Below are 21,491 nucleotides of genomic sequence, written 5' to 3' on the forward strand. Positions count from 1 at the left end.
CCACGCCTCGACGGTTCGATGATGGCGGCCGGCGCACTCGCCATAGAGCGAAATAAGCGCGTTCTCCCAGATCGATCGCTCAGGGTCGATCAGCGGAACCGGCGCCACCGGCAGTGGCGGACACGCCTGGCGCAGGTTCGCCTGCAGCTCGGGCGTTGGCGGAACGGACGGCGTCGTTGAGCACGCCGCGGACATCATCACCAACAGCGCAATCGGCAGGCACCGGCCGGTCGCGATAGATCTCGCGGATCGTGCTTTCGCGCACGTTGGTCTGCACTCGTGCATCTTCTCGCTCCTGCTCATAGGCCTGCGCCGCCGCGTCGATCGTTGCAAGCTGCTCGTTGACGAGCTCGGTCGCCTTCTCGATTCCGGCGAGGACTTCGCTGTCCCGCTTCCAGTCGCGGACCGTCCAGCCGCCCCAGGCGCCAACGAGGGCAGCTGCTGCAGCCCCGCCGAGGCACCAGCTGATGGGGATAGGGTTCATTCTCCATCGTCCTTGATAGAGGCGGGATCATCCTTGCCGAACTGCAACTCGCGGTCGCCCCACTTGGCGCGCAGCCAGTCGGCACCGAAGACGATCAGCCCCAAGATCACGGCGAACCATGCGACGAGCGCGGAGTTGAACCGCATTTGCTCCTGGATCAGATCGAAGAGCGGCCGGTAAGCCTCGCCCTGAGCAACAGCGCGGCGGGCGAAATAGGTGTAGATGAAGTTCTGCCCAGATAGGGAGATCATCCCGCCGATCATGGCGAGCGAGAACAGCGCGCGCATCTGCTGGCGCGTCAGGTTCACCAAGACAGTTAGGGCGGAGACGACAGCCCGCAGCGGATGGCCGAGCCAGTGCAGGAACTCGCGGACCGTCATCGCATCGCACTCGCCAGCTTCTTGTGATAGTCGAACCGCTCGTAGGCCGGGCCGTTGTAGCGACGGGCGAACGCGCGGCAGTCCTCGGGATCGGTGCTCAAGGCACGCAACTCGTCGGCAAGACCGAAGGCCTCGATGTACCGGCTGAGCAAATCATAGTGCGCGGCCTCGCTCTCCACCGTCGACACGGCCAGCGCGAACGGGCTTTCATAGCCGAGCTTTGACCAGTGCAGGCCGAGCACCTGGAACTTGCCCCACGAGCACGAGGAAAAAGCCGCGTCTGGGTCTTTGGCGCAGGCGAGCAGGAGTTTGCCCCAACTGTCCTCGGAATATCTGCCCCCCGTAGCCTGGCTAAAGGATGACGGCGACCATCGGCCTCCGGTCTGCCTGTGGAACAGGTGGCGCTCGAACAGGATCTTGGGCCGTCCGCGATCGTCGAATCCGCCGCCTGCGCTCTCAACCTTGGCGACGGCAGCGAGCTGCTTGCCGGAGCAGTGTAGCCGGGAAGCGAAGCTGATCAGATCCGCGCTGTTCACGGCCGGCGCGGCAGTGTTGGTAAAGCGTGCGATCAGCGCGGCGCGGCTCTTGGGACCGAACATGCCATCGGCCGCAACGCCAAGTCTCGACTGCAGGGCGCGAACGTCCATCACTTCGACCTTTCTCTAATCGACAGGACCTCAGCTGCTTGCTCGGTCGCGATGCGCTGCCGGGCATCACCGTATCCCTGCATCATCGCCTCAAGGTGCTTGTTGCGAGCCTCGGCGACAGCGTGCTGTTCCTTGCATTCGGAAAGCTCTTGCTCGACGTGGTCGAGCCGCTTCGTCAGTGCATCGATCCTATCTTCGAGGCCTTTGATCAGCTTGTCCGTACTCGCGTCGAGCCGGTCGGCCCTCTTGTCCATTCGTCCCCCGAAGTATTCGATGATCCACCGCGCGGCGCTGCCCAGAGCACGCATGATCCCGATGGCGAGCACGCCGCCTGCACCGAGCCCGACGCCCATCGGCAGCGTTGTCGACGCAAGAGAGGCAAGGTCAGGCACCGTTCACGCCCTTTGCCTGTAATATGCGGCAAACACTGGATTGCGCAGTTCTTCGGAGATCTGCGCCTCGCTCATCTGCCCCGAACGGATGCAGGCAATCAGGCGTTCGAAGTGGCTCATATCTCGCCCGTTCCCAGAGGACGCCCACCGAAGGCCGTGACAGGGCTCCCGCATGCGCAGGAGATGCGCCAGTGATGCTTGACCCGCCCGATGGCGTCAGATTGCACCTCCACGCAGTCGGGATCGTCGCTGGGCCAGGTCACGCGCTCGCCGCAGGACTTGCAGACCGTGTTGAAGGCGATGACCATGCCTTGCTCCTCACTCATGTCAGGCGCACCTTGACCGCGCCGGATGTGTGATAAAGCCCGCCAACAGGAACGCCCCCGGCGGCGGCGGCTGTGTCATCAGCAAAAGAGAATGACGGCAGGTCAATGATTTGAATGCCGCCGCCGATAGGAATTACAACACGATCAAAAGCAGACGCGCCAACGCCATATCCGAATGTGATTTGAGATGTCCCCCCGGATAGCCCACGAAACGACATCCACGGCGAGCTTGCTGCCGCGTCGGAACCATCCACGCTGCCGCGAAACCTGAGTTCCGTAGAGGTCCAATCCGAGCCTGCGGCATAGCGGTTGAACTCGACATGTCCGGCAAGGGCGTTGCCGCTTGCCGCTTCAAGAAGGTAGCACTCCTGACGCGCGTACTGCCCCGTTTCAAGGTCACCCGGATTGACGTAGACTCTCCCATCCCCATCGACCTGAAAGGCTGTCCGCCCTTCGAAAATAGCGGTGATGTGGTTGCCGAACTGCCCGCCGCTGACTTCGGTGATGAACAGCAGGCCATAATCGATCGTTCCGGTATTTGGCGTGGCATAGTAACCGAACGAGGTATTATTGACCGTATCGATGACGCCCATCTGGGTTCGGATATCGAGCAGCGTAGTGCCGCCGCCATCGATATGCTTCGTCGTCCCCTCGTGCTGTCCCCAGAAGCCGGTCCCACCGTTCCAACCGGCAACATCGGTCAGGATCGCGCACGCGTCCGACGCCGTACCGGCCTGACGGACAACGATATTGAGGCCGTCAATCTCACCGACATTTGTGCCGCCCTTGATGACGGAAATATTGAACCCGATATCGGCGTTGGCCGGTCCATTCGCCAGAGAACCGGTAGGGCGAAGACTAAGCCCAAGACCGGAGAATTGCTCGCCACTATGAGAACCCCTGTCCGCAGGTTCCATGAGGTGCCGCGCGGTGCGGCCCGATTCACCGCTTGTCTCGTACACACTCCACGAGGTCGGAGTTTGACCAGCTATCGTATAGGTGATGTTGTACGGCGTGAAGTTGACAAGGGTAGCCCCTTTGTCTGCCTCGGTCGAGGCGAGATCCTCGTTTTTGGCATATGTCGCTTCAGAGTATGCAGTTGTCGCAAGCGTCCGTTGGGCAACTGCAACACCAAGATTGTTCAAGTATACAGTTACAGTTCCGTCGCCATTATCGACAGCAAATGCCTCTCCATCGCTGGTTGAAGCGAGACCTGCAGCTGTGCTGCTGTAAGTTGGACCAGCTGCAGATTCCGCCGTTGCCGCCGAAATGGTCGCGGACGCTTCCGATGCGGCTGCTCTGGTCGCAGATCCAATTGCGAGGCGAGCGCCAGGGCCAACGAAATCAAGTTCAATGTCGGCCATCAGATAGACCCCTTGATTGGAAAGGCGCCGTACATGAGGGTTGTTTCGGCATCGCTTCCCGTCTCACCCGCGAGCGCAGAGACGCGAAATTCGTAGTAAAGGTTGAGGTTTGCGCCTTCGTCAGAAGGTGCCAGCACCGCCTTTGCCGCCTGCACAGCCGCTTTCGAAGCGTATGCCTGCAATATCGATGTCGGCACGCCATCGTCATCGTAGATGACCTCGATCAGCGTTACAGTTGCCGCTATAGCCGGTGACGCCTCTGGGGCCGTGGCAATGTTGAACACGCCGGTCTCGCCAGTCATATCAACGCCGACGAGCGAGAAAACGAACTTGAGATCGCTGCCCGTGAATGCCGAAAGGCCATCAACCCTGCGCGCGATAGCCATTAGGAAACCCCCACTGGTACGGATTCAATGAAAGTGATTGAGCTCTCGGAAAACCGTCCGAAGTTGATAGGACTCTCGAAATCCTGGGCGGGCTGCATGCGGCACCTTACGACCGGCCAATCGAAATTGACTGCGGCGCCGGCGGTTACAGCCTCGCGGAGCGGCGGGCGGATCGAGAAGATCCCCGCCGAGGTTTCGCGCACAATGCGATAGGCGTAGTCTCCAATGCTGAACTTCTCGCCACCGACAATCTCGCCCTGAGACGTCAGGTTGATCTGCAGTGAAGTCGCTCGAAGGGCAGCGTTTGCTCCAATTGATGCTGACATATGCGAAACCGAATAAGCTGCGCTGGTCGGAAACACGTCGTTATCGGTGACCAGTTTCGAGACGCGCACCGCCTTATCCCATGCGAAGGGCCTCGGGCCTGTCGGCAGTGAAAGGATCGGGACCAGACACTCGGTTGCCCCGCCATCGAGATAGCCGGCCCATGCACTCCAGGCACGCTGCTGTGCGGGCGTGGTCAAATTGATTCCGGAAAATTCAATGATCCAGCGACCGCCGCCATCTGTGGCAATCACGTCCTCGACGCCAGACAGAGACGCGCCTCCCGAGATCGTCTGTGAAACCGGGCGTGCGTTCACGATCTTCGGCTTGAAAAGATGAGCGGGCCAGATGAACATGGCCGCATCTTGGCCACGATGGAGCGTGTCGCTCTACGGACGGCTAGGTGACGGTTACCGGAATAGGGCCGGTCGTTGAGTAGGCGGTGCCGGCTGAATTGTAGGACACCGTCCACAGGTAGTAGTCATCGGCCGACAAGCTCTCTGTGAACACCTCTCCTTCGCCAGCGCCACCGGTATAGTCACCGCCGAGCTGCGTTGCGCTGCCGAATACCGACGTCGTCCCATACCAGAGTTCGGAGTGCCCGAAATTCGACGAAGTGCTGTTCGACCAGCTACCCGATACCTCGCCGGTGCCGCCGTTCGCGGTAAAGGCTGTGTTGGGCGAGGGGGCGAGATTTTCGGTCGTCGTGTCGACGGTTTCGGTGCTCGCCCAGTCCGAAGTGCGCCCGTCGCCCACTTGGTAGGCGACAGAGACATCGACGCTGGCGTTCGATGGCACGGAATCGGAAAGCAGTTGCACCGACGTCCCCGCATCGATGTCGGTATACTCAGCCTCATTCCAGACCGTGTTCGCCGAGAGTTTCCAGCGCAGGAACCAAGTGAGATCGGATCGGTCTTCGGCGTCGACGGTCACGCTGATTTGGGCGAAAGACCCATCCGATGACAACACGGCAGATGCTGTATCGATCGTCGGCGTTGTCAACGGCTCGAGTGCGACGCGGTTACCTACCGGGGCCGGGTCGCCTTCTTCGGTCGCTGGGTTCCATGCATCGATATTCGGGTCGACGGCCACCCATGAGAAGGTGACGCCGCCTGTGCTGAGATTGCGCGTGACCGCGGTGATCTCGACGGGACCGTCATAGAACGTGGTACCGGCCTCGGTGAGCGTCAGGTTGATAAAGCGCTCTCCGCGCACAACGCGTCCGGACGCATTGGTCGTAACAGTGCCGCGATAGAGGGCGTTCTTGCGAGCCATTTGCCGCTTGGCAAGGCGGCGCACCTGACCCCATGACGGCACCTGTGGCTCAAGCGAATCCGTGAGTATTTGACCGCGCTCAGCGATGTCGTCTTCGTCACGCCAGGCATTGGTCTCCACGGTGTTGTAATCGTGGTCAGCCGAAACATATGAGCAGATGATCTCGTTGATGGCTTCGTCGTCATCGACGCCGACACCGTTCCATTCAAAGGCAATGATTTCATCTGCGCCGATGCTTATTGTCGGGGTGTAGTATTTCCCCGCGTAGACGACATAAGCACCGTCAGAGCGGGTGGCGATCCACCCGTCGCAGCACTGCATGATGGCTGACTTAACCGAGGCATGCGTGTCGGTATGCTTGTGAGCGACACATGACCGCCAACGTTTTTCAGTGCCCCCAGCCTTGAGCGCGATATCCTCGTCGCATACGTCCGCAGCGGCCTTCCAGTAGTCCAGTGCCGGCGCGATCTTGGTCGCATAATCGATCTGCTCATGCACAAGCATGTAGTGCATCAGGTGCCGGATTGCGTTCTCGGTCCAGGTCCATGCGCTTTCGTCGGTTGGATCTGTGGCGTAGGGATCAGGGCACTTCTGCCATTTCGCCGCCATGGAAGCGACGGGCACGCCGTTAGGGTAGATGTCGAGGAAGTGTTTCGACTTCACCGCCTCACAGATGACAGCGAGTTGCACGACTCCATCGCCACGGTGAGCGGTGCCCCAGATCGATGAACCGAGTTTCGTCGTGACTGCCGAAATAGAAGCGCCAGGCGAGGCACCTGTCGTGCTGTAGATTTTGACCGTGCTGTCGGCGTAACGACCATCATCGCCTTCATTCACCACACTTCCAGTGAGCGTCACCGCGTCATCGGCGAGGTAATATTGGAGGATCTGGGTGAGCTCTCCGTCATGTACCGCGTAGACATCGACTGCGGCGCCATCAGGTGCGGTCTCGTAGAGGATATAGGCTCCGTAGAGACGGCTCGTGCCGTAAGCTGAGACACGCGGCGGGCGGGAATTCTTGATCGCCGTTTCTGCCTGATCTGGCTTCGGCGCCGATGGCCCGAGACCGAGGATGCCACCAACGGTCTGCAAGCCATTAATGGTGAGGCCCGTCGTGAGCGCGAACGCCGCCACCTGACTGAAAGTCAGGGCCGCAGATGCGGCCAAGCCCACCGTGCCGGTTACAGCACTCAGGCCGCCGAAGATGGCGCCGCTGATTGCCTGGCCGACACCGGGAATGACGTTGACCGCGACAGCCAGGCCGACCGAAATGATGGCGCCTACCGTCTTACCCATGGTCGCCAACCGCCCAAACGGTCACGATGCAGTCCTGATCGACCGACGAAAAGCCGATGCCGCGCTCGCCTACAAAAACCCAGCGGCGGCCAGTGTAGATCGAGCCGGCCTCCTGTTCTCCCACGCGCAGGACTGCTACATCGCCCTCGCGTGGCTCGTCGTAGCGCTCTTCGATGCCGATCGAGGCATATCCCGCCGCAAAAAGGCTTTCGAGGCTCCCGGCCTGCTCGATGATCTCGAGCGCACCTTCTTCGGTATCGTAGGTTCCGCGCCAAGCTGCCATCGGATCGGGAAGACCAAGCGCAACGGTCCAGTCCGCAGGCAGCGTGACACAATCGTGAACGCCGGGCTCGCGCCGCTTGGCGTTGAGGGTGAGAAGGTAGTCGCCGAGGGTCATTTGGGTCCAAACCTGCGCGAGGTGCCAAGCGTAATTCCGCCGACGTGACTGAATATCGCATCGTCCGAGGAGCGACGGCGTTGATCTGAATCGGTGAAGAAGGCGATCTTGGCGCGGCTCCGCGTTGTCGAACCCTGCACGATCGTCAGGGTTATGGAGCGCGTCAGGTTGCCCGAACTGTCGGATTGCGGACGGCTGACGGATAGCGAGCGTGCCTCGAATACCTGCTCCCATGTCACCGACGCCAACTGCCAGTCGTTGTCGAAGCGAATGGTTCCGATATCGACCCTGGCGCCGCGGACTGTTGCAGCATCATCGATGGCAAAGCGGACAGTCTCATCGGATACGCCTGAGACAGTGAAGTCTAGCCGCTCAGCAGTGCCGCCGATGAGTTGCTGGAAGTCAGGAACGCTGACGAGCTCACCGCCACCAAGCGCAATTGCGTCTGCTGGAATGACATCATCAGCCGGCATCAGAAGGTTGCCGATCCCGGACCAGAGAAGGGCTGGGGGATCGCAATCGATGCGAACCACGACGCTCTCGCGGTAGCTTGCCATCAGGTACCGTCTCTTTGGAAGCTGCTCAGGCGGCTAGGGATGCCACGCATGACGGCCTGTCCCATTGCTCCTGCCGCCTGCGCCGCTTTCGCGCTCGCCGTGTCGTTGACGTACTGCAGAAGCTCAGGCGTCGTGATGCCACCGCGCGCGTCGAGGACAAAAGTCTGGTTGATCTGGGCGGGTGCGCCTCCACCGCGTGAAAGGCTCGGATTGGTTACATGAAGAGTTTCGCCGTTCGAGACTTTAGCGATGGGCGAGCCATTGAGCGAAAGCACGTTCTTGTCGATGCCGCCGCGCCCGCCGATCGAGAGTGATCCTCCGCTTGCGAAACCGGGAATGGCTGAACTGATCGCAGACGTAAGCGCTCCGCCCAGGCTAAATTCGCCGCCTCCAATCTTGGCGATCGTGAAACGCGCGAGAACCTCGGCGATGACGCGCAGCCCGATTGCCTTGAAGTCAGCCCAAATCGCGCTTGTGCCGCCCCGAAAGGCATCTTCATAGATCGACGCGAGTGAACGGACCTGCTGCTCCTGCTGGTAATGCAGACGGGCATCGGTGCGTTCGCGCTCTTGCGCGCGGAATTCCTCCATTCGCCGAACTTGCTCGCGAAAATCGTCCCAGTCGGCATCGCTCTGCTTCTGAAATGCATCAGCGAATGCGACGAGCATGTCCTGCTGTGCCTGCGCAATTACATCGTCGAGAGATTCCTTCACAGGTGTCGTATCGACGCGGGAGGAGCGGGCGCCGCGACCGGATGAGCTGGAGGATCTGGGCGACGGCGTGCGCGTTGGTGTTTGGCTTTGCCGAGCCCGCGCCTCGGCTTGCATCTGGGCGACCTGCGCATCGCTAGCGATTTGCTTCAGATCCTTGCGAGACTGCTGGATATCAGCATTGATCCGCTCCTTCTCGCTATTCAATCGGACCAGCCGATTATTTAGGATCTCGAGCGAGTTGCCACCTCCGGCCGAGCGCGCGGCGTCCTCCAGAAGGTTCTGCGTCTGGGCAATATCGCGGTTGGTCTTCGCCAGCTCGCCGAGATTGCCGACCAGCTTCTTCGTTACTTCGTCTGCGGCATTTGAGGCGACCGAAGTCGTGTTGAGGGACGCACGCAGTTTGTCCATCGCGTCCTGCGCAGCGTCTCCTACGCGATCGAGCGCATCTTCGGTATCAATCAGGCGCTCCACCAGCGGGGCGAGGACGGCAACTGCTGTAGTTAGGGCGATGCCCCACGGCCCACCGAAGAACGTTGCGAGTTTGCCTGCCTCACTGCCGGTATTGCCGAGTAGATAGGCGATGTCGGGGAGCTGGATCGCGAGTGCCTGGAACGGGCTCGACCCCGCGGCGACCTGCTGGCCCATCTGACTGAATTGCGCGCCGAGCATGGAGGCATTGCGGCCTGTTCCCTGCATTGCCTGCCCGGAATTGCGAGCTGATTGCACGATGGCCCGCTCTGATCGCTCGACGGAGTTCGTGATTTTGGCTGCGTTCGCGTCGACGACACGGGTGGCGCCGGTCATTTCCTTTTCGAGTTGGTCCAGATCTGCACGAACCTCGACGGCGATCAGTTCAAGCGGATCCATCAATGCACTCCTTGCGATGCTGCCGTGATGAGAAGTTCGTCAAACTCTTCCGGGGTGAGAGCCTCGACCTCATCATCATCGCTACCCTGAGCCTTCGCCCAGTGATGAAGGGCGGCCTGGTAGTCATAGAGGGACATCGACAGCACCTCGGAGGGCGCGATGCCCATTACGAGGCCATTGCCGACGACTTGCCCTCGGTCGAAGCGGCCTTCGGCTTCCGACTGGTACGTTTCACGGTTTTTTTTTGAGCCTCGGCCTGCGCCGGCTCGTAGCCGTTCACGCATGCGCTCATGATGACCTCAGCGAGATCCCATGCTTTCGTAAGTGGGTTGCCGGAGTCCGGTTCGAGATATGTTCGGACAAGGTGCGTCGCCAGATGGTCGGTGACCTTGATGTCGCGGCCATCGACGAAGCCGGCACCGCCGCCGATCAGCCCTTGCCGACAGATCTCCATGACCTCGCGCAAACCGAAATTCGCCTGCAGGCCGTACCCGAAGCTGACGCCATCCTTCTGGTAGCGGCCATCCATGACATGCGCATAGATCGCGCCGATTCGGGCATTGCACTTTTCCTCGATGGCAATGATCTGTGCCATGCCGAGGCGGAAGGTGTAATCGCCATCACCGAACGGGATGTCGCGATGCGTCTGCATGGATCAACCCTTGGTAAGAACGCCGTTGCCGGAGAGGGTAATGGAGATCGAGCACTTGTCGCCATTGACGGCCCCAAGCGTCAGGTCGGTCATGATGGCGTTTCCGGTGTAGGAGCGGACGGTCGTGCCGGAACTGTCGACGAAGTTTAGTTTCCAGTTCGAGGCTGCGTCATACGCGGCCTCAAGATCATCCAGAACCGAAAGCACCGCTTGACCGGAGCCGTTCATCGTCCAGTCGCCAGCGAGAATCTCGCGCTCGGTAATAGGGCTGGCTTCCGGGTCGGTGCAGTCCCACAGAACCGTGTCCTGCGTCTGCCGCGTGCGCTGCAGACCCTTCGTAGTGATGCCGCAGACGGTCGTGAATGCCTCAGTAGGGGTTGCGCCGTCGCCGAGCTGGAGAAGGACGCGCTGGCCCTTGATTGTGGTCGGATAGGTCATCTGTCAGCGTCTCCGGTCATTTGCCGGAACGCTATGGCTATGCTGCCACGCGCTCTACGGACGCTTATGCGGCCTCGGCCCGGAAGGTGACGAAGGAATGCCAGGATGATGCATCGCCATCCTGCATGCACTGGACCTGCTGGACATAGACGTTGAGTTCGACACCGTCCTCGAGTGAGATCGAGGTCATGGCATCGAGAATGCGCGCGATGTGCGCGGCAATGGTCGTCGCCATCTGCCGGCCGTCAGGCGTGGCCGTCGTGGAATCGGTGAAGCAATGTACGGCCGCAGATACGTCAGCGCTGTCCCCGCCATCCACTTTGCGTGGGGTAATGATCGGAGCCCCGAACCTGACGAACGGGCGAACCGGCTCTGTCGGCGCCTGCTGAGGGTAGATGCGCGATGTTAGGGCGGCTAGTGCCACGTCATCCGCGAGAGCCTTCAGGATGGCTTCCTGCACTTCATTGGCTGGATTGAGGCGGGTGATCATGGCGCAGGCATGCGATGGCCGCGTGCGCGATGATACGGACGGCTATTCTTTGATGACGCGAATGCGCTTCCTCATGCGCTCCGCGCGCTGTTCCGATGAGGTTGTCCCGGCCGCCTCGATGGCCCACAGGCGCAGCGCCAGAGCAATACTCTCGTCGTGCCCATCACCATCGATCTGATCAGCCAGATTGAGGATTGTTTCTTCAGAGATACTGCCCGACCGGATAAGTGCCGGGATCAGCTTCTCAAGTAGCTTCTCGGCCCAGCAAGGTTGGTCATGGCTCACGATGCGGGAACATACGCCATACAGTCGCCAGCGGCAATCTAGCGCCGGTACATGGCCGCGCGGTTGCAGTCCATCGACGCAATCCCAGACCAGCGCGAGACGTTCTCGGTGTCGTGATCACGTACATATGCCTCGCGCGCCCGGGTCGCTGCGTCGCACATGTCCTGAATGTTCGTGGACGGGCTCGACTTCGCGAATTCGTAGTCCTCGGCCGCCTTATCACCTTCGCTTGCGCACGCCGTAAGCGCAAAGCCGACCAGAAGAATCGCTCGTCTCATGGGCTTATAGTTTACCGGTCTTGAGCACCCTAGCAACCGCGGCCTTCATCAGCGCCTTACCGCTCTTCTGGTTTTTGATGCCTGCAGGACGCATGAAGGGGCGCTCGGGCAGCGTGATCGTGTGCGGCTTCGTCTTAGGTAAATGATGGAACGCACCATACCCGCTGTTGCTCACGAAAACGGGCTTACCATCCTTCATGAAGTACGGAGTGCCACCGGGGTGATTGATGGTCCCGCCAAGCTCCTGAATCGCCGCGTACTCAGCTTTCGCAACGACGCGGGCGCGCAGAGGCCCCATTTCCTCGACCTCGATACTATCGGCAAGATGGCCGGTGTCGCTGTTCGGCGGTGTGCCTGGTGCGCTTGGGACGTGGCCAGCACCGGATACCGCTCCGGTAGATAGACTGATCTGCGCATCGGTCTTTACTTCGTCCGCTATCGCATAGACGACCGGCCGCAATGCCGCCTCGATCTCCGGCGTCAGCTTCTGGATCTTGATCGCGATGTTGCCTGTGCGCTTCACGGGCATCAGGTCGGCACCTTCCGTCCCCGACAGACCCAATGGCTTGCCGCCGCATCCAGCTCGACCGACTGCAGGCTGTACTTCACGCCCGCGACAGTGACCGAGTGATCCGAGGTGACCGCCACGCCGTTGGCAAGGATGATCAGCCGGACATCACCTTCTGCAAAGCCGTCCGCCTGGCGCATCGCCTGCGTCGCGGCGTCTACTTGCGCCTTCGCTGCCTGACTGCTTCCAGAATAGCCGGTGATGACACCGCCGGCGCCGTAGATCGGTTCGCCAGTGCCAGCATTGACCGTGGCGTCGAGATACATTCCCGAGAAGGCCGCCGAGAACAGCGCGGCAATATCGCCATCAAGCAACCCCATCAGTATAGCCCGCCATAGTTTACCGCGACGGGGAAGGTGCCCGTGCCGGTGACCGTGGGCCCACCGAGATAGTTGAGGATCAGGCCGTAAACCTCATCGCCGTAGCGCGAGCCGGTCGACTTGACCGACGAATCCCATGCCAGCTCGAGAGATCCGGATTTCACGCGCGAGGCCCCGGCGAAGTTGGCCCAGCGCTGGCTATCGGCCTGAGAGCCAAGGCCCTGCATCACTAGGTAATGTGCGGTGAGCAGCATCGTCGCGTGCTGCTGGTCGTCTCCGAATGCATCGGTGATGACGCGCTCCGCTCTGGCCTTCCAGTACGCGATCGCCTCGCGCGAGGCTGACGCGAAGGCCGGGAAGATCGCCTGAAACGAAGACGAGAACCCGGCATCGCTTGCAACGATGGCGATGAGGGCGGTCTCTTCGAACACGAGGCCCGCGTCCGTGGTCGCGCGCAAGGTGAGCGCCGCGGCTTCTCCCGAGGTGCCCCCAGAAAGAACGACGGTCACTGAGGTGTCGGTCTTGCTGTCGCTCTCGATAGCCACGGTGCCGGTTGCGACGGTCGCGGTATAGCTCGCGATTGCGTCACCGCTGTCGTTCCCCGGCTGCCAGGTGTAGTTCAGGACCTCGTCAGGGTCTTTCGATGGCCAAGTGATCATGCGGCTATCCTCTTACGCTTGAGGCCGTTCGCGATACGGACGGGGTTGCAATGTCGCGGGAAGGGCGGAGTTATGCTGCTGATCGGCTTGGCCGGTTGGATGAGGCTAGGCGCGTCGTCGTCGGGTTTGCATCGACCAGAACGGTCGTCGCGAAGGTGTCGGAGCCTACTTCGACCGCATAGAGGGCGCCGGTTACCCTGGCGGTGGCTGCGCCCGCCGCGAAGTCCTGTCCCGTCTCTGCAGCGACGAGCGATCCCGCGATGGAAACGCCCCCTGTCGCCGCAAGATTGTCGTTCGCAGCCTCTTGCGCGGCGAGGGCGCCGTTGATCGCCACAGAACCGGAAGCAGCGGCACTGTCTGCCCCCGATTCCTGAGCCGTGAGAGTGCCGGTGATGCTCGCGCCGTCAGTTACCGTGCCGCTCGCACCGAGATCATCGGTTCCGGTCTCCTGCGCGGCCAATGCACCCGATATTGCAACTGACCCGCTTACCGATGGGCTATCCTGCCCTGTCTCTTGCGCCGTGAGCGCCCCGGTGACAGCAACAGCGAGTGTTCCCGTTGCCGCGTCTGCACCTGCCTCGATACCGGCGAGCGATCCGACGATTGCCACACCGCCCGATGCGCTGGCCGTGTCGCTGCCCGTTTCCTGCGTAGATGCCGCTCCCGACACTTCGACCGTACCCGAAGCGCTGGCGGTGTCGGTTCCGCTTTCCTGCGCGATCAGGGTGCCGGTGACGCCCGATACGACGTCATAGACCAGGACGATGTAGCCTGCGCCCCCAGAGCCAGCCGTGACGCTTCCGGTATCACGGGCACCACCGCCACCGGCACCATAGGAGCCGTTGGCACCGTTCTGCGAAGATGGAGTGCCGCCCGAGCCCCCACCGCCGCCGCCGCCAGGGCCGATGGAAACGCCGTCATTTGCGCCGCCGCTATTGTCGGTCCAGAGCGCCTCGTAGGAACCAGCGCCGCCGTTGCCCGAAGGTGTCGCGGCATCGCCACCTGCACCGCCACCACCTGACGAGCCTGCACCAGATGGCGGACTACCGCCTCCTGTCGAAAAGCGGTTGTTGCCTCCGGCGCCGCCGGCTCCGGATTGGCCTTCGCTTGATCCGGTTGGGGTGGACCCGTTGCCGCCCGCGCTGCCCCCGTTCGCACCGCCGCCACCGCCAGCGCCGCTGCCATTGTAGCTTGCGTGCTGAGAAGATCGCCCGCCATCGGCACCGGCCCCATTCGGCCCTGCGGCACCGCCACCGCCTCCACCGCCGTAGCAGTTCGAGTTCGTGATGCGCCCGCCGGCACCGCCTGAGAACTTCGTGCTACCGAACGACGATGCTGCCGAGCCACCTGGCGCAGCCGACCCCAAGGAAGCATTCGCGCCCGCCTTCGCCATGACGGTCGAGGCCGACGAGAACCAGGTGTCCGTTCCGGAGCCACCGGCGCCGATCTGGATCGAGACTGGTACACCAGCGGTAACTGAGACGGTTCCGGACGCGAAGGCGCCGCCACCGCCACCATTGCGCGACCCGCCGCCACCCTTGACGCCATTACCGCCCGGCGCGCCGCAATGTGCGACGACGCTTGTGACACCGGCAGGCGGTGTCCATGAGCTGCCGGAAAGCAGGATCTCGGTGATTGTGGCCATGTCGGTCGCGCGGCGTCAGTGCGCTCAGGCGTGCTGGATCGCGGCGCTCGATAGAGTGACGTTTTGCCCGTCTGCGATGTTCACGTTATCGAGAACAATGTCTGTGCCTGAAATGCCGACGGTCAGGCCCGTCAGATGGGCATTTCCACCACTGTCCTTGATCTGTGCTTTGGTCGCATCTGTTCCGGCGCCCGCACCAGCCTCAGCCGCGACCGTGTTGGCATCAAATCCCAGCGTCCAGGTGTCAGCCGCGATCGAACCGCCGGAAGCCGACAGGTCGAAGATCGCGAGAACGGCGTCATTCGCTGCGAGCAGCTCAAGCGTGCCGTTTGCAAAATAGTCGCGCGTGGCGGTGATCCGGGCAGTCTTGACCGCGGTATTGTAAGTTACAGCCATTCTATCCTCCTACGAAAAAGGGCGGGCGCTGATCGCCCGCCCTTCCGGTGGTTCCCATGGAGGGGGAACTTATTTCGACGGCTTCGTCAGGTCCTCGACCTGCTTGGTCAGCGCGTCCTTGTCATGGGCGAGCTCGTCGCGTTCCTTCGTCAGGTCCTCGACCTGCTTGGTCAGGGCAGTTACCCTGGCCTTCAGTTCATCGATTGCGCCCGTATCGACTGCGGCTTCGCTAGCCTTGCCGAGATCCGGGAGCGGCTCGACGATGTCAGCCTGCTTGAGGTCAATGGACTGGCCGGGTTCCAGCCACTTGATGGTTCCGTCCTTGAGGCTGATGCCTCGCGGACCGCGCGCGTGATTGGTGAACTTAGCCATGGATCAGATCCCGTCCCGATAAGTGAGCGCCTTGGGCAGCCGAATTTCGGTGCCACCGACGTTCATGATGCCCGCCACTTCGTAGACCATGCTGCCCTTTTGGAAGGGCGGCAGGAACTCGTGGTCGCCGGGCAGGTGGAACTTCGACACCTCTTCCGAATTGTCGTAGGCCACCATGCGGTCGGTGCTGCCCGAGCCAGCGCCAGCCAATTCACGGATAGGCACGAAGTTGATGTTCTCGCCACCGTCGCGGTTGCCGCGAATGTAGGAGAGGATCGTGCTGCCGGTGTCCGTCATGCGGGTCTGCTCGATGTAGCGCAGCTTCTGGGTCGGAAGGCCAACCGTGGTCGCGGTGTGCGTTTCGCCAGTTTGCGTTTCCACTGCATTCACCGCAGCCCAGATATCGCGGCTGATCTGATCGGGCGTCTTGTTCGCCCACGGAGTGGTCGAGCCAGTACCATCTGCGGTGACGTTCGCGGCCGGTACCGATGCGTTGTTGACCAGTCCGGTCCAACCCTTCTCGCTGGTCGCGGCACCGGGAGCCTTCCCGGTCATTGCGATCGAGCGCTTGAACGCAGCGGCCGACTTGCGAGCGGCGCCCGCCTTGTCCGCAGAAAGCGCGCGTCCCAGCTTGGCGGCGCGCTGCATGTCTTGGATGTTCCACTCATAGCCGATGCCGGCCAGGTAGAATCCATGGACATGCTGGTCATTCAGCACATCGGCGTAAGGCACGTCGAAGGAGCCGCCAGCAAGGAACGCGGCCTTGCCGACCTGGTCCATACTGTAGAAGACGGTGCCGACATCCCACATGTCGCCGTCTTCGTTGACCGAGAGAATGCCAGTCAGGTCGAAGCTGGGATACTTGCGCATGTAGACCATGGTCTCGATGCGGTGCAGCTGCGGCGTCAGAAATGCCCGGCCGACCTGAGCGTCGACGAGGAATTCATGAACGCGATCAGCAAAAGCGAGTGCCTGCTGTGCGTCGTACACCGCCCAGAGATTGAAGATCCGGCTCTGGGTGGCGTCATCGGCCATCACGAACGCTTCAACGTCCGAGATCATGCCGTCCTTGAAGGTGATTGCGGTCATTTCAGCCCCCTTAGCGCTTCACGATGCGGCAAACGCCGTCCGTGACGGTTTCGTCAGCGATCCAGCCGGTCGCGATGTGAGTTGCGTCGGCGGTGGTTGCGCCGATGTCGTCAGCGGCGCCTGCGCCAGTACCGATGGTGATCGGATCGCCGTCGTTCACCGATCCAGTGACTTCAACGAAGATCGCCCCGCTAGTCTTGATTGAGACATTGTCGTACTGGGCGTAGGTGTCCGCAGATTGGCCCGCGAGGAGGCCGAGGCCAGAGGTTGCGCGGGTGAAGCCCAAGAAAGTTGCGAGTGTGCCGACGGTCCCGGTCAGACCGTGGTCTCCCGATCCGCGATACGCTGGGCGGCCGAAGGCAATACCGGCAGCGTCTTCACAAGAGCGAGTGATGCGGTTTTCGGTTTCGCCATCGGCGTCCATGCCAGCAAAGCCCGAAGCAAGCTGGTCGGTGTAGCTAATCTGAAGCTCAGCCATTGATCGGGCTCCTTAGCGGTTGCGCGCGGACTTAGCCGCGGCGTGAATCGAGGCGGAATCGTTCGCCACGAACTGCGGGTTGCGGATGCTGTCGAGCACCTTGGGCTTGTTCGGCGACGCGTCCTTGAGCGCATCGAAACGCGCCTCAACGTAATCGTCCGACTTGTCCTTGGTATCGATGCCCTTGGCGTCGAGAGCCATGCGGCGAACGTCAGCGACGGTCTTACCGGCGGTATCGCCAAGCTTGTCGCCCGCGATCTTCTTGGCATCGGCGACGACCGCAGCCTTCGCATCGGCGAGGGCGTCAATCTGCGCCTGGTCGACGACCTTGGACTTGAGATCGTCGATCTCGGCATCCTTGGCGGCCATAGCCTTGTCATGGGCGGACTGAGCGTCGGCGAGGGCCTTGTCGCTCGTGGCGATCTTGGTCTGCAGCTTGTCGATCGCGACGGCGACGGCATCCGCATCCGCCAGATCGACCTGCAGACCGTCGAGCACGATCTTCTTCATGTTGCTGTCCTTTGTCAGGGATGCCTGGAGCTTCGCCAGCTCATCGGCGGTGATGGCGTCGCAGATCGCATGATCCTTGATCGCGCATTCGGGACCGGCTCGGCCTGCGTCGACGAGCGCGACGTGGTTGCCGGTGATCTTGGTCTGACGAGCGACACAGACTGTGCCGTCCTTCGCCGTGAAGTTGCCGATCTCGATATCGGCGCTGTAGCCGTTCGAGAGTTCGCGCTTGCCGCCATCGACCTTACGGATCGCACTGGCGTCGGTCAGCAGGAGGTCGAAAGCGAGATAGTCGCCATCGCGCATCGCTCCCATGACGGTGCCGCGTGCATGATCGCGCCAATTCTCGGATGTGACTGCCTCGCGAGGGTGATTGTCGGTAATGGGCTTACCGATGAACGAGCGGGCCGCTGTCTCGTCGAACACGGTCGCATCGTCGCGCAGAACGTTGACGAGACCCTTGTCGCGCAGGCCGTGCTGGTTCTGCGGGTCGATCTCGCTGCCGAGGTACTGGTAGACGCCAGTGCGAGCGGCCCGCGCGCGAACAGCGAGAAAGCCGTCCTTGGTGCGGCGCGGGGCGTCTAGCGTCAGGGTGTCGCGGAACTGTGCCATTGCCCGTGTTTTGCGGGCAGGGCGGTGGCAACTCTACGGACGGTTAGGCGCGAATGACAGGCGCCGTGCTTTCACCCTTCACAATCATCACCTTGTCACCATCGGGCCCGACAACGGACCATCCTTTCGTCTCGGCCAGCGCTGCTTGCTCGGCAGAGACGATGACGCGGCCGGAGGTGATGAACCCGCGCCCGTCCAGATCTATCGAGCCATTCTCGAGGACGTCACCGGCGGCCATCAGGCGCCAATCTCGGCCATGATGGGGAGATATGCCTGCTCGCGGCAACCGCACCACGGCGGCATGCCTGCACGATCGTCGGCTTCAATCACATCTCCGCCTTTCATCGCGGTGCCGTCTGGGTTGACCTGCTTTCCGGTCGCGCTGTCGTAGATCTTGCCGTCGCGGGCCTTGTGCCAGGGGCGAGCGTGGACCTTTCCCGAATGCCGGTACTTGAACAGCGAGACGCCAGCCTCATCGCGGCGCTTACGGTCTAGTGCGGCACTGAGTTTGCTGTTCTGGTCTGCAGCGATGCGCAGCGATCGATCCCGGCCCATAGCTACGGCTTCGCGGATGTTTTTCGCCACATCTCGCGCCGGCAAGCGCTGTTCGTATCCACGATAGACCGCATCGGCGATCCTACCCTGCGCCTGGTCGGAGACGTTGCGCACGAGCGCGACGTTGCGAGCAATGAACGCTTCGACCGTTTCGGACACGTCACCCATGGTGAGCATCATGGACAAGTCGATGTCGATGGCGGCCTTGACGGCATCAGTCCATTTTCCGCGGTGCCAGCGTTCGGCGCGCACAACCCATTCGCGCAGGCCCGCTGTGAACTCGCCGATCAGGCGGGTTGCCTCGCGCTCGGCTTGCTCAATGTTCGCTGCCTGATCGGATGGCGCGTCCAGCACCATGGCATCGGCCACGCCCTTGGCGGGCTGTTCGTAGCCACGCATGAGGGAATCGACATCCCATGCCTTGAGGACGGGCAGGTAGATCGCTGCGAGGGCCTGCGCGTTCGCCTGTGTCGGTTCGATGGGGCGAAAAGTCAGGTTGCGCTTGATGCCGCGCTGGCGGGCCATGGCGGCTAGGTTGTAGGCCATCAGGACCAATGCCACCCGTCTGGAAGGGTATCGCGGTAAGCGCTCCGCCAAGCGGGTTTGCCTCCCACGAGCGGCATTCCATCCCCAGCCAGTAGCCACGGCCAGTCAAGCGGAGAATGCCCAGCCATTATGCGGATTGCGGCGCGCTGGCCTGATAGGGTGTTGATGGAATAAGCCCACGATCCGGCAGCTTTGCACCGGCGCCATGCGAACAGCGAGCGGACCCACCGGATCACGCCTCGGTGACCTTGCTTTTCCAATCGAGGTCGAGCGGCTCAAAAATCTCCGGTCCGAACTCCAGCGCGCCGCTGAACGGCTTGACCGCCTCAAGATCGAATTCAGCCGGGACCTCATACGACAGGGTGATGTGGGGCTGATACGTGTCAAAGTCGTGCGAACCGCCTGCCTCGACCATGGACCGATGGCGGCTCTCAATCTCCCACGACGAGAACAGCAGCACGACGGCGCTCTCGCCAAGCCGCTCGATCGCGCGCGGGCCACCCGGCTTGATCCGGATCCGGCCTTCATCGTCACCGGTCCAGCTGTCGCCCATCTTCATGGGATCGACCGGCGTGCGCGAAAACAGCACGGTCACGTGCATGTCGTCGGCTGCAAGCGTCGACTTGAAGCCGTTGGCCTTTGCCCAGGCAATCAGTTCGCCAGCGTTGAGCAGCTTGCGCTGGACATAGAGTGGTCGGGGCTGAGCGTCAGCGAAGAACGCATCCTGAGCAGGGCTGGGCGAGCCGCTTCCAATCGACCCGCCGACACCCCGAGACGATTGACCACCTCCTTTCGCTCTGGCCACGAGGGCGCTTGGATCAGGCAAATTCGGATCGGCCTCGGGAATCTCCGGCATCTTCGCCAGTTCATCGCCGAGCTCAGGCCAATTGCCACTGTCGACCATGCGGGCGGCCATGGACTTCGTGAGCGGACCTTCGGGGAATCCTGCGTTGACCAGTTTCGTGTAGGTGTCCGCTTCCTTGTTCTCGACTTCGGCGCGCTCCTTCTCAGTTGGCGTGTCGAGCGGGCAGAAGTCCCAATAGGTGTCCGAGGCGATACCGAGGCCTGGCAGGAGAAGACGGTCGAGCTTGTCGAGGGCAGGGCGCAGCGTCATGTCCTGCTTGGTCGCGATGCTGGCTCGGTAGTTCTTCTCGTCGCTCTCGCCTGTGCTGTTCATGCCGTCGGGTGACTTGCCGAGAAGGCGGGTGGCGGGAATGTCGGCGGCACCGGCAACGATCGCGAGATAGGTCTTGATCATGTCGGGCATGCCAGCCCAGTTGATCTGACGCTGCTCCCAGTCGTCGCCCGCATCCATGATAACAGCGCGGTGCGTTGACTTCGCCATGTTCATGGCCTCGACCCGCGCTCGAGCCTTGTCGAGGCCTCCGGGCTGTAAGAGCAAATTCGCTAGTTCGGCGAGCTTGTAGTAATCGATCTTGGCTTCATCGATCAGAGTGGCAAAGCCATCCGTCGCCGTGTCCGCGTTCTTCACCGCGCGATCAATGCGCTCGATCACGCTGTCGCCCCAGAATTGCTCCTCGCTGGTCAGGCCGGTGAGTCCGGGGACACGCTCGCCCTTGAACACGATGACGCGAGAGGGGTGGATTCGGTCAGATCCCCGCGCGCCGTTGATCGTGAACCACGCCGGTTCGCCGAAATTCTCACTGGTCACGTCCCAGTCGGTTTCGCCCAAGCCGATCACGCGGCGGGGTAGTGCCTTGACGTACAGCAGCTTGTCGCTGTCACGGGCGGGCGCGGCCATGTCGGTGCCGGATCCGAGGATGACGACTCCGCCGCCGAGCCTGCCGTAGATGAGGCCGGTCAGGATCGCCTGACGAACACCGAGGCGCTTCTCGGCCTCCTCGACCTTCTTGATCTCTTCGGCGTCGAGTTCCCATTCACGCCACTCGCGCACCATGTCCATTGCGGGCAAGTCGACGATCTTGCTCATCAGCCAGGACGAGCGATAGGCCGCCTCGATCTGCTCGGGCGGCATCGGAATGTGGTGCCAGAAGTTGTGCGACGTGCGGTCGACACTGGTCCCGCGCCCGGTGAGCAGATTGACGATGCTGTCGTGCGTCATGGACTGCGGGACAACCGCGCGCCCGTCGAAGACGAAGCCGGGTTTCGGTCGGACGTTGCGGATGCGGACTTCGGCCATGCGGCCGTGATGGCTTGGGCGTCCGTACT

General features: G+C 61.9%; 30 protein-coding genes. All 30 read right to left on the bottom strand.

Features of this window, described 5'->3' with window-relative positions:
- Positions 1 to 79 precede the first annotated feature (79 nt).
- The 30 genes from JI59_RS17740 to JI59_RS17890 all read right to left on the bottom strand — a co-directional run bounded on the left by JI59_RS17740 (position 80) and on the right by JI59_RS17890 (position 21,462).
- Positions 80 to 484 (bottom strand): hypothetical protein, encoded by a 405-nt coding sequence (locus JI59_RS17740; RefSeq protein WP_007011271.1) that lies wholly within the window; start codon positions 482 to 484, stop codon positions 80 to 82.
- Positions 481 to 864, bottom strand: a complete 384-nt coding sequence (locus JI59_RS17745) for a hypothetical protein (RefSeq protein ID WP_007011270.1) — start codon at positions 862 to 864, stop codon at positions 481 to 483. The genes JI59_RS17740 and JI59_RS17745 overlap by 4 nt, the downstream gene beginning before the upstream one ends.
- Entirely contained in the window at positions 861 to 1,511 is a 651-nt protein-coding gene (locus JI59_RS17750) for an N-acetylmuramidase domain-containing protein (RefSeq protein WP_007011269.1), read from the bottom strand. The genes JI59_RS17745 and JI59_RS17750 overlap by 4 nt, the downstream gene beginning before the upstream one ends.
- Positions 1,511 to 1,903, bottom strand: coding sequence for a hypothetical protein (locus tag JI59_RS17755; RefSeq protein ID WP_007011268.1), 393 nt, complete (start codon positions 1,901 to 1,903; stop codon positions 1,511 to 1,513). Before JI59_RS17755 ends, JI59_RS17750 begins: the two co-directional genes overlap by 1 nt.
- Before the next feature lie 116 nt (positions 1,904 to 2,019).
- Positions 2,020 to 2,229 (bottom strand): hypothetical protein, encoded by a 210-nt coding sequence (locus tag JI59_RS17760; RefSeq protein ID WP_007011266.1) that lies wholly within the window; start codon positions 2,227 to 2,229, stop codon positions 2,020 to 2,022.
- Complete coding sequence (locus tag JI59_RS17765; RefSeq protein ID WP_038576540.1) at positions 2,226 to 3,593, bottom strand: hypothetical protein; 1,368 nt, start codon at positions 3,591 to 3,593, stop codon at positions 2,226 to 2,228. Before JI59_RS17765 ends, JI59_RS17760 begins: the two co-directional genes overlap by 4 nt.
- Entirely contained in the window at positions 3,593 to 3,979 is a 387-nt protein-coding gene (locus JI59_RS17770; protein WP_007011264.1) for a hypothetical protein, read from the bottom strand. The genes JI59_RS17765 and JI59_RS17770 overlap by 1 nt, the downstream gene beginning before the upstream one ends.
- A complete protein-coding gene (locus tag JI59_RS17775; protein ID WP_007011263.1) occupies positions 3,979 to 4,659 on the bottom strand; it encodes a hypothetical protein in 681 nt (226 codons plus the stop codon). The genes JI59_RS17770 and JI59_RS17775 overlap by 1 nt, the downstream gene beginning before the upstream one ends.
- Positions 4,660 to 4,702: 43 nt before the next feature.
- Entirely contained in the window at positions 4,703 to 6,874 is a 2,172-nt protein-coding gene (locus tag JI59_RS17780) for a phage tail protein (protein ID WP_007011262.1), read from the bottom strand.
- Positions 6,867 to 7,271, bottom strand: a complete 405-nt coding sequence (locus tag JI59_RS25720; protein WP_007011261.1) for a DUF6950 family protein — start codon at positions 7,269 to 7,271, stop codon at positions 6,867 to 6,869. Before JI59_RS25720 ends, JI59_RS17780 begins: the two co-directional genes overlap by 8 nt.
- Complete coding sequence (locus JI59_RS17790; RefSeq protein WP_007011260.1) at positions 7,268 to 7,828, bottom strand: hypothetical protein; 561 nt, start codon at positions 7,826 to 7,828, stop codon at positions 7,268 to 7,270. Before JI59_RS17790 ends, JI59_RS25720 begins: the two co-directional genes overlap by 4 nt.
- On the bottom strand, positions 7,828 to 9,408 hold the full coding sequence (locus tag JI59_RS17795; protein WP_007011259.1) for a hypothetical protein: 1,581 nt from the start codon (positions 9,406 to 9,408) through the stop codon (positions 7,828 to 7,830). Before JI59_RS17795 ends, JI59_RS17790 begins: the two co-directional genes overlap by 1 nt.
- On the bottom strand, positions 9,408 to 9,575 hold the full coding sequence (locus JI59_RS27130) for a hypothetical protein (protein ID WP_007011258.1): 168 nt from the start codon (positions 9,573 to 9,575) through the stop codon (positions 9,408 to 9,410). The genes JI59_RS17795 and JI59_RS27130 overlap by 1 nt, the downstream gene beginning before the upstream one ends.
- On the bottom strand, positions 9,575 to 10,060 hold the full coding sequence (locus tag JI59_RS17800) for a gene transfer agent family protein (protein ID WP_038576543.1): 486 nt from the start codon (positions 10,058 to 10,060) through the stop codon (positions 9,575 to 9,577). The genes JI59_RS27130 and JI59_RS17800 overlap by 1 nt, the downstream gene beginning before the upstream one ends.
- Before the next feature lie 3 nt (positions 10,061 to 10,063).
- Complete coding sequence (locus JI59_RS17805) at positions 10,064 to 10,498, bottom strand: phage tail tube protein (protein WP_007011256.1); 435 nt, start codon at positions 10,496 to 10,498, stop codon at positions 10,064 to 10,066.
- Between the two features lie 64 nt (positions 10,499 to 10,562).
- Positions 10,563 to 10,988 (bottom strand): tail completion protein gp17, encoded by a 426-nt coding sequence (gene gp17, locus JI59_RS17810; protein WP_007011255.1) that lies wholly within the window; start codon positions 10,986 to 10,988, stop codon positions 10,563 to 10,565.
- Between the two features lie 42 nt (positions 10,989 to 11,030).
- Positions 11,031 to 11,273, bottom strand: a complete 243-nt coding sequence (locus tag JI59_RS17815; protein ID WP_007011254.1) for a hypothetical protein — start codon at positions 11,271 to 11,273, stop codon at positions 11,031 to 11,033.
- 38 nt (positions 11,274 to 11,311) lie between these two features.
- On the bottom strand, positions 11,312 to 11,551 hold the full coding sequence (locus JI59_RS17820; protein ID WP_007011253.1) for a hypothetical protein: 240 nt from the start codon (positions 11,549 to 11,551) through the stop codon (positions 11,312 to 11,314).
- 4 nt (positions 11,552 to 11,555) lie between these two features.
- The gene (locus tag JI59_RS25725; protein ID WP_052117922.1) at positions 11,556 to 12,080 is read right to left on the bottom strand and encodes an HK97 gp10 family phage protein; all 525 of its coding nucleotides are present in this window, start codon (positions 12,078 to 12,080) and stop codon (positions 11,556 to 11,558) included.
- Positions 12,080 to 12,439, bottom strand: a complete 360-nt coding sequence (locus JI59_RS17835) for a hypothetical protein (protein ID WP_007011251.1) — start codon at positions 12,437 to 12,439, stop codon at positions 12,080 to 12,082. Before JI59_RS17835 ends, JI59_RS25725 begins: the two co-directional genes overlap by 1 nt.
- The gene (locus JI59_RS25730; protein ID WP_007011250.1) at positions 12,439 to 13,098 is read right to left on the bottom strand and encodes a DUF4054 domain-containing protein; all 660 of its coding nucleotides are present in this window, start codon (positions 13,096 to 13,098) and stop codon (positions 12,439 to 12,441) included. Before JI59_RS25730 ends, JI59_RS17835 begins: the two co-directional genes overlap by 1 nt.
- A gap of 70 nt (positions 13,099 to 13,168) precedes the next feature.
- Complete coding sequence (locus tag JI59_RS27135) at positions 13,169 to 14,743, bottom strand: hypothetical protein (RefSeq protein ID WP_007011249.1); 1,575 nt, start codon at positions 14,741 to 14,743, stop codon at positions 13,169 to 13,171.
- Positions 14,744 to 14,767: 24 nt separating this feature from the next.
- Positions 14,768 to 15,139 carry a hypothetical protein gene (locus JI59_RS17855; protein ID WP_007011248.1) on the bottom strand — a complete coding sequence of 124 codons (372 nt, stop codon included), beginning with the start codon at positions 15,137 to 15,139 and terminating at the stop codon, positions 14,768 to 14,770.
- A 69-nt stretch (positions 15,140 to 15,208) separates the two neighbouring features.
- Entirely contained in the window at positions 15,209 to 15,511 is a 303-nt protein-coding gene (locus JI59_RS17860; protein ID WP_007011247.1) for a hypothetical protein, read from the bottom strand.
- Positions 15,512 to 15,514: 3 nt separating this feature from the next.
- Positions 15,515 to 16,600, bottom strand: coding sequence for a DUF2184 domain-containing protein (locus tag JI59_RS17865; RefSeq protein ID WP_007011246.1), 1,086 nt, complete (start codon positions 16,598 to 16,600; stop codon positions 15,515 to 15,517).
- A gap of 10 nt (positions 16,601 to 16,610) precedes the next feature.
- A complete protein-coding gene (locus JI59_RS17870; RefSeq protein ID WP_007011245.1) occupies positions 16,611 to 17,078 on the bottom strand; it encodes a structural cement protein Gp24 in 468 nt (155 codons plus the stop codon).
- A 12-nt stretch (positions 17,079 to 17,090) separates the two neighbouring features.
- Positions 17,091 to 18,200 (bottom strand): DUF2213 domain-containing protein, encoded by a 1,110-nt coding sequence (locus JI59_RS17875; protein ID WP_007011244.1) that lies wholly within the window; start codon positions 18,198 to 18,200, stop codon positions 17,091 to 17,093.
- A gap of 43 nt (positions 18,201 to 18,243) precedes the next feature.
- Entirely contained in the window at positions 18,244 to 18,438 is a 195-nt protein-coding gene (locus tag JI59_RS17880; RefSeq protein ID WP_007011243.1) for a hypothetical protein, read from the bottom strand.
- A complete protein-coding gene (locus tag JI59_RS17885) occupies positions 18,438 to 19,301 on the bottom strand; it encodes a hypothetical protein (RefSeq protein WP_038576547.1) in 864 nt (287 codons plus the stop codon). Before JI59_RS17885 ends, JI59_RS17880 begins: the two co-directional genes overlap by 1 nt.
- 232 nt (positions 19,302 to 19,533) lie before the next feature.
- Positions 19,534 to 21,462 carry a phage portal protein gene (locus tag JI59_RS17890; protein ID WP_007011241.1) on the bottom strand — a complete coding sequence of 643 codons (1,929 nt, stop codon included), beginning with the start codon at positions 21,460 to 21,462 and terminating at the stop codon, positions 19,534 to 19,536.
- Between the last annotated feature and the right edge of the window lie 29 nt (positions 21,463 to 21,491).

This window comes from Novosphingobium pentaromativorans US6-1, assembly GCF_000767465.1.
In the GTDB taxonomy this organism is placed as follows: domain Bacteria; phylum Pseudomonadota; class Alphaproteobacteria; order Sphingomonadales; family Sphingomonadaceae; genus Novosphingobium; species Novosphingobium pentaromativorans.

Excerpts from the sequence above, each read along its gene's own strand:
- JI59_RS27130 (WP_007011258.1), bottom strand. The coding sequence starts at position 9,575 with ATGGGCATCGCGCCCTCCGAGGTGCTGTCGATGTCCCTCTATGACTAC.
- JI59_RS17750 (WP_007011269.1), bottom strand. The coding sequence starts at position 1,511 with ATGGACGTTCGCGCCCTGCAGTCGAGACTTGGCGTTGCGGCCGATGGC.
- JI59_RS17770 (WP_007011264.1), bottom strand. The coding sequence starts at position 3,979 with ATGGCTATCGCGCGCAGGGTTGATGGCCTTTCGGCATTCACGGGCAGC.
- JI59_RS17805 (WP_007011256.1), bottom strand. The coding sequence starts at position 10,498 with ATGACCTATCCGACCACAATCAAGGGCCAGCGCGTCCTTCTCCAGCTC.
- JI59_RS17780 (WP_007011262.1), bottom strand. The coding sequence starts at position 6,874 with ATGGGTAAGACGGTAGGCGCCATCATTTCGGTCGGCCTGGCTGTCGCG.
- gp17 (WP_007011255.1), bottom strand. The coding sequence starts at position 10,988 with ATGATCACCCGCCTCAATCCAGCCAATGAAGTGCAGGAAGCCATCCTG.
- JI59_RS17865 (WP_007011246.1), bottom strand. The coding sequence starts at position 16,600 with ATGACCGCAATCACCTTCAAGGACGGCATGATCTCGGACGTTGAAGCG.
- JI59_RS27135 (WP_007011249.1), bottom strand. The coding sequence starts at position 14,743 with ATGGCCACAATCACCGAGATCCTGCTTTCCGGCAGCTCATGGACACCG.
- JI59_RS25725 (WP_052117922.1), bottom strand. The coding sequence starts at position 12,080 with ATGCCCGTGAAGCGCACAGGCAACATCGCGATCAAGATCCAGAAGCTG.
- JI59_RS17890 (WP_007011241.1), bottom strand. The coding sequence starts at position 21,462 with ATGGCCGAAGTCCGCATCCGCAACGTCCGACCGAAACCCGGCTTCGTC.
- JI59_RS17855 (WP_007011248.1), bottom strand. The coding sequence starts at position 15,139 with ATGGCTGTAACTTACAATACCGCGGTCAAGACTGCCCGGATCACCGCC.
- JI59_RS17875 (WP_007011244.1), bottom strand. The coding sequence starts at position 18,200 with ATGGCACAGTTCCGCGACACCCTGACGCTAGACGCCCCGCGCCGCACC.
- JI59_RS17820 (WP_007011253.1), bottom strand. The coding sequence starts at position 11,551 with ATGAGACGAGCGATTCTTCTGGTCGGCTTTGCGCTTACGGCGTGCGCA.
- JI59_RS17740 (WP_007011271.1), bottom strand. The coding sequence starts at position 484 with ATGAACCCTATCCCCATCAGCTGGTGCCTCGGCGGGGCTGCAGCAGCT.
- JI59_RS17765 (WP_038576540.1), bottom strand. The coding sequence starts at position 3,593 with ATGGCCGACATTGAACTTGATTTCGTTGGCCCTGGCGCTCGCCTCGCA.
- JI59_RS17795 (WP_007011259.1), bottom strand. The coding sequence starts at position 9,408 with ATGGATCCGCTTGAACTGATCGCCGTCGAGGTTCGTGCAGATCTGGAC.
- JI59_RS17745 (WP_007011270.1), bottom strand. The coding sequence starts at position 864 with ATGACGGTCCGCGAGTTCCTGCACTGGCTCGGCCATCCGCTGCGGGCT.
- JI59_RS25720 (WP_007011261.1), bottom strand. The coding sequence starts at position 7,271 with ATGACCCTCGGCGACTACCTTCTCACCCTCAACGCCAAGCGGCGCGAG.
- JI59_RS25730 (WP_007011250.1), bottom strand. The coding sequence starts at position 13,098 with ATGATCACTTGGCCATCGAAAGACCCTGACGAGGTCCTGAACTACACC.
- JI59_RS17885 (WP_038576547.1), bottom strand. The coding sequence starts at position 19,301 with ATGGCCTACAACCTAGCCGCCATGGCCCGCCAGCGCGGCATCAAGCGC.
- JI59_RS17860 (WP_007011247.1), bottom strand. The coding sequence starts at position 15,511 with ATGGCTAAGTTCACCAATCACGCGCGCGGTCCGCGAGGCATCAGCCTC.
- JI59_RS17760 (WP_007011266.1), bottom strand. The coding sequence starts at position 2,229 with ATGAGTGAGGAGCAAGGCATGGTCATCGCCTTCAACACGGTCTGCAAG.
- JI59_RS17800 (WP_038576543.1), bottom strand. The coding sequence starts at position 10,060 with ATGCAGACGCATCGCGACATCCCGTTCGGTGATGGCGATTACACCTTC.
- JI59_RS17880 (WP_007011243.1), bottom strand. The coding sequence starts at position 18,438 with ATGGCCGCCGGTGACGTCCTCGAGAATGGCTCGATAGATCTGGACGGG.
- JI59_RS17790 (WP_007011260.1), bottom strand. The coding sequence starts at position 7,828 with ATGGCAAGCTACCGCGAGAGCGTCGTGGTTCGCATCGATTGCGATCCC.
- JI59_RS17775 (WP_007011263.1), bottom strand. The coding sequence starts at position 4,659 with ATGTTCATCTGGCCCGCTCATCTTTTCAAGCCGAAGATCGTGAACGCA.
- JI59_RS17870 (WP_007011245.1), bottom strand. The coding sequence starts at position 17,078 with ATGGCTGAGCTTCAGATTAGCTACACCGACCAGCTTGCTTCGGGCTTT.
- JI59_RS17835 (WP_007011251.1), bottom strand. The coding sequence starts at position 12,439 with ATGGGGTTGCTTGATGGCGATATTGCCGCGCTGTTCTCGGCGGCCTTC.